The sequence below is a fragment of the Streptomyces blattellae genome (assembly GCF_009709555.1).
GTDB classification, from domain to species: Bacteria; Actinomycetota; Actinomycetes; order Streptomycetales; family Streptomycetaceae; genus Streptomyces; species Streptomyces blattellae.
This window is the reverse complement of record NZ_WJBG01000111.1, coordinates 93552-105553: the sequence shown is the minus strand read 5'-3', so window position 1 is coordinate 105553 and position 12002 is coordinate 93552. Positions and strand designations below refer to the sequence as shown.

Annotated in this window: 11 protein-coding genes and 2 pseudogenes; 4 read left to right on the top strand and 9 right to left on the bottom strand. The window is 71.1% G+C overall.

Annotated features, from left to right (window positions below; all coding sequences use genetic code 11):
- Window positions 1-37: 37 nt before the first annotated feature.
- Window positions 38-366 (top strand): annotated as a pseudogene (locus GFH49_RS04765) (MFS transporter); the annotation flags it as partial.
- Between the two features lie 267 nt (window positions 367-633).
- Entirely contained in the window at window positions 634-1008 is a 375-nt protein-coding gene (locus GFH49_RS04760) for an RNA polymerase-binding protein RbpA (RefSeq protein WP_003977404.1), read from the top strand.
- A 100-nt stretch (window positions 1009-1108) separates the two neighbouring features.
- Here the strand turns inward: GFH49_RS04760 and fxsA are convergent, their stop codons facing one another.
- The 4 genes from fxsA to GFH49_RS04740 form a co-directional block, all read right to left on the bottom strand.
- Window positions 1109-1684: an FxsA family membrane protein gene (gene fxsA, locus GFH49_RS04755; RefSeq protein WP_155054479.1), complete on the bottom strand. Its 576-nt coding sequence runs from the start codon at window positions 1682-1684 to the stop codon at window positions 1109-1111.
- Between the two features lie 72 nt (window positions 1685-1756).
- Window positions 1757-2557: a polyprenol monophosphomannose synthase gene (locus GFH49_RS04750; RefSeq protein ID WP_155054478.1), complete on the bottom strand. Its 801-nt coding sequence runs from the start codon at window positions 2555-2557 to the stop codon at window positions 1757-1759.
- Window positions 2558-3190: 633 nt separating this feature from the next.
- The gene (locus GFH49_RS04745) at window positions 3191-4798 is read right to left on the bottom strand and encodes an amidohydrolase (RefSeq protein WP_155054477.1); all 1608 of its coding nucleotides are present in this window, start codon (window positions 4796-4798) and stop codon (window positions 3191-3193) included.
- Between the two features lie 47 nt (window positions 4799-4845).
- The gene (locus GFH49_RS04740) at window positions 4846-5286 is read right to left on the bottom strand and encodes an Lrp/AsnC family transcriptional regulator (RefSeq protein ID WP_155054476.1); all 441 of its coding nucleotides are present in this window, start codon (window positions 5284-5286) and stop codon (window positions 4846-4848) included.
- A 268-nt stretch (window positions 5287-5554) separates the two neighbouring features.
- Here GFH49_RS04740 and GFH49_RS04735 point away from each other — a divergent pair, with 268 nt between their 5' ends.
- Complete coding sequence (locus GFH49_RS04735; protein ID WP_155054475.1) at window positions 5555-6001, top strand: hypothetical protein; 447 nt, start codon at window positions 5555-5557, stop codon at window positions 5999-6001.
- 15 nt (window positions 6002-6016) lie between these two features.
- Here GFH49_RS04735 and GFH49_RS41795 read toward each other — a convergent pair.
- From GFH49_RS41795 to GFH49_RS04705, 5 genes and pseudogenes are all read right to left on the bottom strand, one after another.
- Window positions 6017-6797: pseudogene (locus GFH49_RS41795) on the bottom strand (Rv3169 family protein); the annotation flags it as partial.
- 405 nt (window positions 6798-7202) lie between these two features.
- Window positions 7203-8375 carry an acyl-CoA dehydrogenase family protein gene (locus tag GFH49_RS04720; RefSeq protein WP_155054473.1) on the bottom strand — a complete coding sequence of 391 codons (1173 nt, stop codon included), beginning with the start codon at window positions 8373-8375 and terminating at the stop codon, window positions 7203-7205.
- A gap of 491 nt (window positions 8376-8866) precedes the next feature.
- A complete protein-coding gene (locus GFH49_RS04715; protein WP_155054472.1) occupies window positions 8867-9526 on the bottom strand; it encodes a TetR/AcrR family transcriptional regulator in 660 nt (219 codons plus the stop codon).
- A gap of 66 nt (window positions 9527-9592) precedes the next feature.
- Complete coding sequence (locus GFH49_RS04710; RefSeq protein ID WP_155054471.1) at window positions 9593-9733, bottom strand: SCO1431 family membrane protein; 141 nt, start codon at window positions 9731-9733, stop codon at window positions 9593-9595.
- A gap of 66 nt (window positions 9734-9799) precedes the next feature.
- Complete coding sequence (locus GFH49_RS04705; RefSeq protein WP_155054470.1) at window positions 9800-11164, bottom strand: C39 family peptidase; 1365 nt, start codon at window positions 11162-11164, stop codon at window positions 9800-9802.
- A gap of 165 nt (window positions 11165-11329) precedes the next feature.
- On the opposite strand from GFH49_RS04705, the gene GFH49_RS04700 reads away from it, so the two are divergent.
- Window positions 11330-11986, top strand: a complete 657-nt coding sequence (locus GFH49_RS04700; RefSeq protein WP_155054469.1) for a uridine kinase family protein — start codon at window positions 11330-11332, stop codon at window positions 11984-11986.
- Window positions 11987-12002 lie beyond the last annotated feature (16 nt).

Below are 12002 nucleotides of genomic sequence, written 5' to 3'. Positions count from 1 at the left end.
CCCCGGCAGGCATCGGCCTTCTCGGGGAAGCGAGGGCAGTCTGGGGCGGCCGGCCCGGGCCTACGGTGCCAAGCGCACCATCCTCGGCTCGCCGATCGCAGCCAGGCGCCGTCCCGCTCCCTGTTCTCACGTCCGGTCCCGCCCGGAAAGGAGGCCGAGCACTTCTCGGCATACGAACTCAGTGACCGGGGCATGAGCCGGCTGGGCCCGCTTCTGTTCGGTCTCGCCTAACGGCTGACCGGAAGTCATCGGGACGCGATCATCTCGCTGATGGTCTTCTTCATCCTGGGGTTTGCCCTGCTCGCACGGGTTCCGGTGCGGCGGGCGACCGCCGACGCGGGCAATGTCGTTCCGGCCAGGATTTAGCGCTCAAGGCGAAAGGGCGGTAGTGTACGCGTTTGGCCTGCCAGGCGTACCGTTACTGCGCGTCAAAGATGCCGAAACGCTGGGTGACATCTGCTAGCAGATGTGACAAACCGGGCGCTGGTGGGTACAACAAGGGGCGGCTACGACGGCGACGCATGACCCGGAACGGGACACGGAACGGGAATCTTTACCGCCGACCGGACGTTGACCGGATGACGACGACAGCGACACCTGTCCTGTGGGCGACAAGCCCGGGAGGCACGATTCATGAGTGAGCGAGCTCTTCGCGGCACGCGCCTCGTGGTGACCAGCTACGAGACGGACCGCGGCATCGACCTGGCCCCGCGCCAGGCCGTGGAGTACGCATGCGAGAAGGGGCACCGCTTCGAGATGCCCTTCTCGGTCGAGGCGGAGATCCCGCCGGAGTGGGAGTGCAAGGTCTGCGGGGCCCAGGCACTCCTCGTGGACGGCGACGGCCCTGAGGAAAAGAAGGCCAAGCCCGCGCGTACACATTGGGACATGCTGATGGAGCGGCGCACCCGCGAGGAACTCGAAGAGGTCCTTGAGGAGCGTCTGGCAGTTCTGCGGTCCGGTGCGATGAACATCGCGGTACATCCGCGCGACAGCCGCAAGTCCGCGTGATCCCTGCGGGGCTTGGGCAGTAGGCAACGCACACACAACCGCGGGCGCCGTACGTGAGTTGACGTACGGCGCCCGCGGTTTTCGTGTGCCCGGGCGGGCCTCAGCCCATGAGCGGCGGGCGCGGACCCTGTGGGGCGTCCCCCGGTTCGTCCCGGATGACCTCACCCTGCACGACCTTGCCGTCCGGGCGGTGGATGCGAGCCTGCTGGAAGGCGTCGCCCAGGGTGCCGGGTGCGGCCTGGCGGAGGGTGCGCTCGAAGGTGCGCTCCGCATAGCGGCTGATGGCCTTCTGGACGGGCGGGACGAGCAGGAGCAGGCCCGCCGCGTCCGAGACCAGGCCGGGGATCATCAGCAGCAGGCCGCCGAGCATCATCAGCCCGTTGCCCTCGCTGTTGCCCGCCGGGGCCGGCGGCGTCGCGCCGCTCTGCTGCTGTTGCAGCGTCTCGGTGAGGTTCCGGAAGGCACGGCGGCCCGCCCGCTTGATGACCACCGCGCCGAGCGCGAAGCCGGCGAGCAGCAGCAGGAACACCGTGAACCCGCTCGATGCGCCCGCGACCATGGTCAGCAGCCAGATCTCCAGTACCACCCAGGCGGCGATGCCGAGCGGCAGGAAGGTGCGCAACCGGGAGCGCCGGGGCCGTGCGGAGGGTGCGGGGGTCGGAGCGCCAGTCGTCATGCGTCCAGTGTGCCTGGGTCCGGCTCAGTACGGGATAAGAGGACGATCAATGGTGCCTGTGAGGTCGTAGCGCTACGACTGTGGCGGCTTTCTTCCGCCGAAGACCTTGCCGACCCGCTCCCCCACGCCCCATGTGGTGACCCGCCACAGCGCCTCCACGAGGATGTCCCGGCTCATCTTGGAGTCGCCGTGCTCGCGTTCCACGAAGGTGATGGGGACCTCGACGACGTGGTACCCGGCCTTGATCGCGCGGCGGGCCAGGTCGACCTGGAAGCAGTAGCCCTGGGAGGCGACCTCGTCGAGGCCGAGGCCCTCCAGGGTCTCACGGCGGAAGGCGCGGTAGCCGCCGGTGACGTCCCGGACGGGGACGTCGAGCAGCACCCGCGAGTAGAGGCTGCCGCCCCGGGAGATGAACTCGCGGGACTTGGGCCAGTTCACCACCCGGCCCCCGGGCACCCAGCGGGAGCCGAGGACCAGGTCGGCGCCCTTGAGGGCGGTGAGCAGCCGGGGCAGTTCCTCGGGCTGGTGGGAGCCGTCGGCGTCCATCTCGATCAGCACGCCGTAGCCGTGTTCCATACCCCAGCGGAACCCCGCGAGGTAGGCGGCGCCGAGGCCCTCCTTGCCCTGGCGGTGCAGGACATGGACCTGGTCGTCCGCGACGGCCACCTCGTCGGCGAACTTGCCCGTGCCGTCGGGACTGTTGTCGTCGGCGACGAGCACGTGCACCTCGGGAACGGCCTTGCGCACCCTCTCGACGATCGCCCTGATGTTCTCCGCCTCGTTGTAGGTCGGGATGATCACCAAGGCCCTGCCGAGCGGCCCGAACTGCCTCCCCTGGCTCTGTGCCGCGAGGGTCCCGTCGCCGTCGTTCACTGCTGCCCCTTCGTGTCCGTACGCAGGGATCCACCATAGTGGGCACTGCCTGCGCGGACGCGCCAGAAGGGTCGTACACCTGTGTCGATTCGGCAAGAGCCGGGAAAGTGTCCCCTTTTCGACGACTGTGATCCATGACGACTGTGATCCATGACGTCTGCGATCCATGACGTCTGCGATCCATGACGTCTGCGATCCATGACGTCTGCGATCCATGACGTCCGTGGGTCTGCGGATGGGGGCCCGGCGCCCTTCGGGCCGACCTGGGACCCGCTGGCTGCGGGTCGGCCGAAAGGCCGTTGTCTACTGAGCGCCCGGGCCCCACCCGGGTCACACCTCCCCGACCGGCCGGAACGTTCCCTCGTCGCGACGCGGGCGCTGAGCCTGGCTCCCAGTGGCGGTGCCCCGGTGCGGCACACCGTCCCTGACCCAGCGGCGTGGCGACGACTGCACGGAGGTTCTCCGGTCGGGTGTCCGGTGGTGGACTGGGCCGAACCTACCGGCCCCCCGCCATCGGCTGTCAACAGCCCTTTGACCTGCGGATATCTACTCAAAGCCCTGGTCAGTGCGGAGGATACGCAGGTCGCACGACAGTGCGTCGGACACCGATCTCGTGCACGCCACCCCGGGACGTCACTCGCCCGGCCGTACGAACACCGTGCGTCCGCCCACCACGGTCCGCAGGCAGACGGGGAGGTCGGCGCCGGGGCTCAGATCGGGCAGGCCGGGCGTGCCGGAACGGGGGTCGGTCGACCAGCGTGCGACCCGGTCGTCCGGGGCCTGCACGACCAGCGCGTCGGTGCGCCACACGGCATAGTCCGCGGGCGCTCCCGGCACCAGCACCCCCGCGTCGTCCCGTCCGACCGCCCGCCAGCCGCCCCGGGTGTGCGCGGTGAACGCGGCGCGCACGGAGACCCTGTGCTCGGGCGTCCGGTGGAAGGCGGCGGCCCGGACCGTGCCCCACGGATCGAGGGGCGTGACCGGGCTGTCGGAGCCGAAGGCGAGCGGAACCCCGGCCCGCAGCAAAGCCGCGAAGGGGTTCAGCAGGCGGGCCCGTTGTACGCCGAGACGCTGGGCGTACATGCCGTCCTCGCCGCCCCACAGCGCGTCGAAGGCGGGCTGCACGGAAGCGGTCAGACCGAACTCGGCGAAGGCGGCGACGGTGTCGGGGGTGAGCATCTCGGCGTGCTCGACACGATGCCGGGCGGCCCGGACGCGGGCGAGGCCGACCTTCTCGGCGGCGGCGCGCACGCCGTCCACCACGGCGGTCACGGCGGCGTCCCCGATCGCGTGGAAGCCCGCCTGGAGGCCCGCCTCGGTGCAGGCGGCGACATGGGCGGCCACCGCCGCGGCGTCCAGGTAGGCGGTGCCGGTGTGGCCGGCGTCGGCGTACGGCTCGTGCAGACAGGCGGTGTGCGAGCCGAGGGAGCCGTCGACGAACAGGTCGCCGGCCGCGCCGATGGCGCCCAGTTCGCTCGCCTTCTCGACATCCTGCTCGGCCCAGTAGCCCACCACGCGCGGGCCCGGCTTCTCGGCCGCGAGCCGCAGCAGGCCCGTGAAGTCGTCCTCCGAGGAGATGTCGGGGCCGGCGCACTCGTGGACCGAGCCGATGCCGACGGAGGCGGCGTGGGCGAGGGTGGTGCGCTGGGCCTCGGCGCGCTGTGCGGGCGTCACGGCTGCGAACGCTGCGGCGCGAACGGCGTGATGGGCGTCGCGGGTGAGAGGTTCGTCGGCGGGGGTGATACCGCCGGGGACCAGGTCGAGCAGGGCGGTGGTGACGACCGCCGAGTGGACGTCGATGCGGGACAGATACAGGGGACGGCCGCCCGTGGCCTCGTCGAGTTCCGCGCGGGTGGGGGGACGGCCGCCGGGCCAGCGGGCGGCGTCCCAGCCATGCCCGAGGAGGACCCGGTCTTCCGGCCGGTCAGCGGCGAATTCACGCACCGCCGCGAGGGCCGCGCCGAGGGAGGGGGCGGTGGACAGGTCCAGGCCGGTGAGGGCGAGGCCGGTGGACGTGGTGTGGACGTGGGAGTCGGTGAACGCGGGGGTGACGAGGGCGCCGTCGAGATCCACGATCTCGTCCACATCGTCGGCGAAGGCGTCGGCGGCGCCTTCCGAGCCCACCCAAGCGACCTGACCGCGCTCGACGACCATCGCGGTCGCGAACGGATCGGCGGGGCTGTGGACCTCCCCGCGGCGCAGGAGGACGGTTCGGGGCGAGGCGGCAGCGCGTTCACTCATGAGGGACAGTTTCGCGCCTTGCGCGCGGCGGCCTGTCGGCAGGGCGGTCAGATCCGCGGCGGCCGTGCCTCGTACGGCGTCGACAGCACCACCGTCGTGCGCGTCGAGACCCCCGCCAGCGACCTCAGCCGGGCCAGCAGCTCCTCCAGCTCGTGCGGGGTGCCCACGCGCACTTTGAGGATGTAGTTCTCGTCGCCCGCGACGCTGTGGCAGGCCTCGATCTCGGGCACGTCGGCCAGCCGCTCGGCGATGTCGTCGGGGGCGCTGGGGTCGAACGGCTTGACCGAGATGAAGGCGGTCATGGGCAGCCCGACGGCCTCCGGGTCGACGACCGCGGCGTACCCGCGGATGACGCCGCGCTGTTCCAGCCGGCGCACGCGCTGGTGCACGGCCGACGTGGACAGGCCCGTGGCCTTGCCCAGGTCGGTGTAGCTCATCCGCCCGTCCTTGACGAGCAGCTGCACGATCTGTCGGTCCAGCTCCTCCATGGCGCAAGAACCTACAGTGCCGTTGATCTCCTCGGATACCTGAGCACTCCAGGTCATACCCGGTTCGTGATGTGGCCGAGAGCAGCCTGTGAGCGGCCTGAGGGACAAACGCGCCACGCCGGGCACCTGCAGATGGCATGTGACGAACGCCACAGGCCCGCCGGAGCCTCCGTGATGTTCCCGTGATTAACGCCAAGACCGGACGGGAAGTGCTTGCTGTGGTCGAGGCCGCAGTGCCGTCACGGCCCAGCCCGAGGGGGAGAATCCCATGCAGAGTGTGAAGCGCCCTGGTCGTACCGCGCCCAAGCGGCAGCAGCCGGTCGTCGAGCCCGAGCCGGAGGGCGTCGAACCCGACGCTCCCGAGGCTCTCGAAGCGGAGGAAGTCGACGCGTACGACACCTTTGAGATGTACCGGGTGTTGTGCCCGGACTGCGCACAGCCCATCGCCCTGCTGGCGGACGAGGAGGTCCTGCCGGAGCACGCGCTGTGCGCGTCGCCGTGGAACCCGTTCGGTCTCACGGTCTGCGCCGGGACCGGCCGTCGCGCGGCCGAGTCCCGTCCCGCGGACGAGTCGGCCGAGCCCCAGGAGCAGGACACCGCCCTCCTGCTGACGCTTCCTCAGGGGCTGGACTGGCGCAAGCAGCCCTTCTCGCACGTCGGCGGACCGGGTTCGCGCCCCATGCGGGTCCCCGTGATGCGGCGTCACGCCGCCTGAACGCTCAATCCCGGTGCTGCCCTGCACCACGGCTCGCAGGCTGCGGTGGTGCAGGATCCGTGCGTCCGGGTCCGCCTGTCACACGGGGTGTGGCCGGTGAGCCGCGCATAGCGCTGCTCACCCCGTCCCGGCCCAGGAAGTCCGGCGGGCCGCGCCGTCCGAAGGCGACGGTCGGATCGTGGAAGAAGCGGTGCAGGTACCCGGTCCAGCCGAGATCGACCTCGCACGGGGCCGAGAGGTCGTAGGTGCGGCGGTCGGCCCAGCCGTGGCCGCGCCAGATGCCGTGTCAGGGTCTCCACCTCCGGTTCCGTCGGCTCGTGTGGGTCGCCGGGGCGGACGAGGGTGGCGTAGTTGACCGAGCGGTGGCCGCCGGCCTCCTCCAGGGTGATGACCATCAGGAAGCGGTCCTCGAAACGGACCGGCACCAGATCCAGTGGAAGCCCTCGGTCGGGTGCTCCGCGGCGAACCGGCCGCCGTCCTCGCCGGGGATCGGGCGCACACCCCAACCGCGGTCACGCGTCCCGGTCCATGCCCCGGCACCGAGGCGTATCTCCTGCCCGCCGGCGCGTATCCAGCCGTCGCAGTCGCCCGCCCGGACGAAGCAGCTGTCCTCCAGGGTGAGCCGGTGGCCGCGCCGTTGCCGGTGGCGCGGCTCCCACACGGCCGGGAAGTCGGCCGACCAGTCGATGTCGTACGACAGCCCGTCCGGGTCCGCCGGATCGCCCGCGCAGGTCAACACGAAGTCCTGCAGCGGCCGTTCGGCGAGGATGCGCGGCGGTCCGCCCGCGAGCCGCATCCGGTCCTACCCCAGCGCGTCCGACGCCCGTACCGCTGCGCCCGTACCTCATGGTCCGGTCGCGGTCGCCGGGCGCCATGTGCTCACCCGGGCCAGATTGTCGGAGGAGAGCATATTCAGAGCAATACGTCCGCGAACTCACGGACGATTAGGCGGCCCGGTGACCTGTCGATCAGCCCTGACGTTGGCCAGGTATGACCCCCATCTATCCGGCGACGGGACGAGCCCGCCGGGTGTTCGTTCCGGCGCCCGCAAGGTCGGTTCCGCCGGCACCGCCGCAGCCCCAGGATCCCCCCATCTACCGCGACCTCATGCGCAAGTGGGCCGACCGCGGACGCACCCTGCCGGGGCGCCACGACCCTGAGTGGGTCCGGCTCGCGGCGCCGCCGCGCGGGCTGAGTCAGGTCAGCGGGTCTCGGGACCCGCGAGATGACGGCCGATGACCATCCGCTGGATCTGGTTCGTGCCCTCGACGATCTGCAGCACCTTCGCCTCGCGCATATAGCGCTCGACCGGGAAGTCGGCCGTGTAGCCGTACCCGCCGAGGACCTGGACGGCGTCCGTGGTGACCTTCATCGCGGTGTCGGTGCAGTGCAGTTTGGCCATGGCGGCCTGCTTGGCGAACGGCCGGCCGGCATCCCGCAGCCGCGCCGCCGCCAGATACAGGGCGCGGCCCGCCTCGATCTGGGTCGCCATGTCGGCGAGCAGGAAGCGCAGCCCCTGGAAGTCGGAGATCGGCCGCCCGAACTGCTGCCGCCCGGTGGCATACGCCAGCGCCTCGTCGAGCGCCGCCTGCGCCAGGCCGATCGCGCAGGCCGCGATGCCGAGCCGCCCGGAGTCGAGCGCGGCGAGGGCGATCGCGAAGCCCTGTCCCTCGTCGCCGATCCGCCGTGCGTCCGGCACCCGCACCCCGTCGAGGTGGACCTGCGCGGTCGGCGACCCCTTCATGCCCATCTTCTTCTCCGGCGCCGCCGCGCTCAGCCCCTCCGCGTCGCCGGGCACCAGGAACGCGGTGATCCCGCGCGGGCCCTCCGCGCCGGTGCGGGCCATGACCGTATAGAAGTCGGCGACTCCGCCGTGGGTGATCCAGGCCTTGGTGCCGGTGATCGTCCAGTGGTCGCCGTCCCGCACGGCCTTCGTCCGCAGGGAGGCGGCATCCGAACCGGACGACGGCTCGGACAGGCAGTACGCGCCGAGCAGCCCGCCGCCGAGCATGCCCGGCAGGAACTCGACCTGCTGCTGCTTGCTGCCGTAGTTGGCGAGCGCATGGCAGGACAGGGAGTGGACGCTCACCCCGAGGCCGACGGTGAGCCGGACCGCGGCCAGCTCTTCGAGGACCTGGAGGTAGACCTCGTACGGCTGGTCGCCGCCGCCGTACTCCGAGTCGTAGGGCAGTCCGAGGAGGCCGGACTCCGAGAGCAGGGTGAAGATCTCGCGCGGAAAGCGTCCCGCGCCCTCCTCCTCGGCCGCCTTCGGGGCGATCTCGCGCTGAGCGATGTCGCGAACGAGGGCGAGCAGATCCCGTGCCTCGTCCGTGGGCAGTTGTCGGTCCACCGGCTGCGGGGCGCGGTCGGTCATGGCGACGCTCTCCTCCCTGACGGGCGCTGACGGCGCGCGCCTGGTGATGGGGCGGCTCCGCCGGGTCTGTCTCGATGCGGGCCGATGCTCGGTTCTCCCGGGTCACGGAAGGTGCTGACCAGCGGCTCGGCGCTGTGAGTATGCCCGATCATAGGCCCTCAGTCACCAGTTAACGACCGCTTACTCCAAGAAACCTCCGGACACTCAGAGCACGCGACGACCGACGGAGGGTGACACGGAGCACGGCCCCCCGCGTTCCGGCCGCGAAGCTGCTGCCCGGCATCGGATTCCACGCCCGCGACCGGACCGGCGGACGGCACCCGGGAGGACGGCATCGCGGACTGCGAGGCGCTCAGGACCACGCGCCCGGCGACCGGCACCGTGGGCGGCACCACTGACACGGCCGGCGGCGAGCTGATCAAGGCGATCAACCAGCCGGTCCCACGGGGGACTTGGGGCAGAGGACCACGAGACCTCCGCCCCTTGTGCTGTCAGTTGTCCCGGCGGGCGGGCTGCGGAGCGGGGTAGGCCGGATCCAGTTCCTCGATGGCGCGCATCGCGCCGCCCAGCGACTTCACCAGCAGCTCGCACATGATGTCGCGGGAGAGTTCGGGGCGGTCGATCCAGTCGAGGGCGGCACCCTCGACGCTGCACACCCAGGCGAGCAGGCCCATGCGGGCCAGCGGGGCGATGTCACTGCGACCGTACGCGCCCTCGGCGATGGTCGCGACGATCGCCTCGCGCACCCCGTCCCGGACGGCGTGCACCTCGGCGTCGAAGCCGACGCCCCCGCTGACGATGGTGCGGTAGGCGGCCTGGTTGTGCTCCGCGTAGCGCAGATAGCTGTCGATCGTGCGGTGGACGCGCTGCACCGGCGGCAGTTCGAGGCCGCTCGCGGCATAGGTGACCAGGTCGGCGACGGAGTCCTTGATGATCGCCAGGTAGTAGCCGCGCTTGGACTGGAAGTAGTAGTAGATCAGCCCCTTGGCCACCTGCGCCTGCCGGGCGATGTCGTCCATCGAGAGCGCGTCGTAGGACGTGTCGGCGAACAACTTCCGCCCGATGGCGATGAGTTCGGCGCGACGCGCCAGCGAGCGCTCGGTGCCGCGCACCCGGGGGCGTTCGGCGTCGCGCTGTTGGCTGATATGCAATTTCGACCCTGGTCTTCAACGGGCTGCGGGACATCCGCAGTATGTCAGGTCGAACAGGGGATCAGGTCACAGCAGCCCGAGTTGGGCCACGAGCATCGCGACGACCACGACGAGGGTCCAGCCCATGGCGTGTTCGAGGATCTTCGGGCCGTCGTCCCCGGGGCCGCCCGTGCGGGCACGGGCGGCGGTGGCTGCGTTCGCGGTCATGCTGTCCACCTTGCCACCATCAGGGGCTTTTGCGGCCGAGACTTCGGTCACAGCCGATCCGACAGGTCAGCGCACGCCCACCGCCTCCAGCGCCATGCGCTGCCGGGTGGTCGGCTGCGCGGGGAAGTACAGATAGCAGACGCCGCCCGTGCCGGAGACGACGTTGCCGGATGCGTTGTACCGCTTGGTGCGGAGCCAGATGTTCTCCCACTCCCGGCGCCTGTAGACCCGTCGCACCGCCTCGTTGCCGGGCGCGGCCGGGTCGCCCGCGATCACATCGCCGTCCGCCGTGAACCCGATGACCGTCATCAGGTGCCCGGCGGTCCCGTACCCCGCCCCCGTCAGCTCGCTCGCCAGGAAGGACTGGGACGTTATGGCCGGGATGCCGGCCGCGATCAGCGTCTCCAGGTCGGTGAGCGAGCCCAGCCGGGTGACGACACCCTGGAGCCCCTTGAAGGTGGCGGCGTAGGCCGCGTTGAACGGCCAATTGCCGCAGCCCGCGTACTGGTGGTCGTAGGTGAACCGGGCCGCGTGGCACACCTGCGGATCGGCGTACGACGGGTCGACCCAGGCCAGCTGCTCGGGGGTGAGACGGCCGCCCCAGTACTCGATGATCATCTGCGAGGAGGTGGGGCTGCACCAGGCCTCGCCGCCGTTGTCGTACTCGGGGTACTGGCCCTTGTGGATCTCCTGCGAGTAGCGCGGGACGCTCAGCTCCCTGGCGACGCCGGGCGTGGAGGCCGGGACGGTGAAGCGGTCGGGGACGTCGGAGCCCATCGCGCCCAGCCGCCACACGGTGGGGGTGCTCGTCGTGCCCGGCTTGCGGTAGAGGGTGAGCCGCAGCCGGTACGACGTCAGCCGCAGGCCCGTCGACGGGTCGTCGATCGCGAAGGTGTCCGTCCAGATGCTGCTCTTGCGATCGCTCTGGTCGTCGACCGACGTGCGCTTGATGTCCCGGTCACCCGCGGCCCAGCGGCCCATCACATACCAAGGGGTGTTCGTGCCGTCCGCATACGTCCCCTGCAACTCGACCTGGAGCCAGGTGCCCTCCGGGGTGTGCGCGTTCCACGACGCGATCGCCTCGGTCGAGGGGACGGAGAGCCGGTGGACGGGGGACGTCCAGGTCGCGTACTCCCAGGGGGCCGTCGTGCCGGTGTGCGGGTCGGTGTAGTCGACGGTGCCCGCCGGGGCGTCGAGCACGAGGCCGGGGCGGGCTCCGTCGACGGCCCGGGTGCCGCGCGCGGTGCCACCCCGCCAGTCGGCGTACGTGGTCCAGGCGCGGTTGTCGACAAAGCGCGCCGGGGCCTGCGCAGGATCTTCGGCGTCCGCCGCGGCGTCGGCCGGGACCGCGGCGGACGCGCCGCCCGCGACGGCCGCGCCGACGACGGCAGCCAAAACGCTTCTGCGGGACGGCAGTTCGGCTGTGCTCATGCGCGGAAGACTCCCAGGTGTCCGAGTCGGGGCAGTTTCGGTGCACGGTAGTGCACCTCACTATGAACGGCGGCGGTGTGCTCCCGCGAGCACATCCACCGTCGCCACACCGACCGATATTGGTGTCGACCACTGCCACGACCTGCGGCGCATCCCGCGCCTAGAATGAATTCACCCCCGTCCGCTCCCCCGGGAACCACCATTCACGACCTCGCCCTCCGGCTCCGTCGTCTCTCCCCGTCCTGCGGTGCGGTCCGCCTGGTCGGGATCGACGGACACGCCGGCTCCGGAAAGTCCACGTTCGCCGGACAGTTGGCGGACGCGCTGGGCGGCGCTCCCGTGCTCCGTCTCGACGACATCGCCAGCCACGAGGAACTGTTCGACTGGACGGACCGGCTGCTGGCCCAGGTGATCGAGCCGCTCGCCCGGGGCGGGAGCGCGCGCTATGCCCCGTACGACTGGCGGGCCCGCCGTTTCGGCCCGGAGCGCCTCGTGCCGGACGCTCCCGTGATCCTCGTCGAGGGCGTCGGCGCCGGCCGCCGGGCACTGCGCCCGCACCTGGCCCAGCTGCTGTGGATGGAGTTGCCCCGCGAGGAGGCCTGGACACGCGGGCAGGCCCGGGACGGGGAGGAGCAGCGGGAGTTCTGGGCCGGGTGGGTCGAGGCGGAGCGACGGCACTTCGCCGATGACCCTTCGCGCCCCTTCGCCGACCTCCTGGTACGACAGTGCGAAAAGGGATACAAGGTCTTCCCGGGACCCGCTGGAACGATTGGCCCGGACCAGGATCTCACGCACGGTGACGGGCCATCGGCAATGTGCTGAACTCGTGAAGACCCTT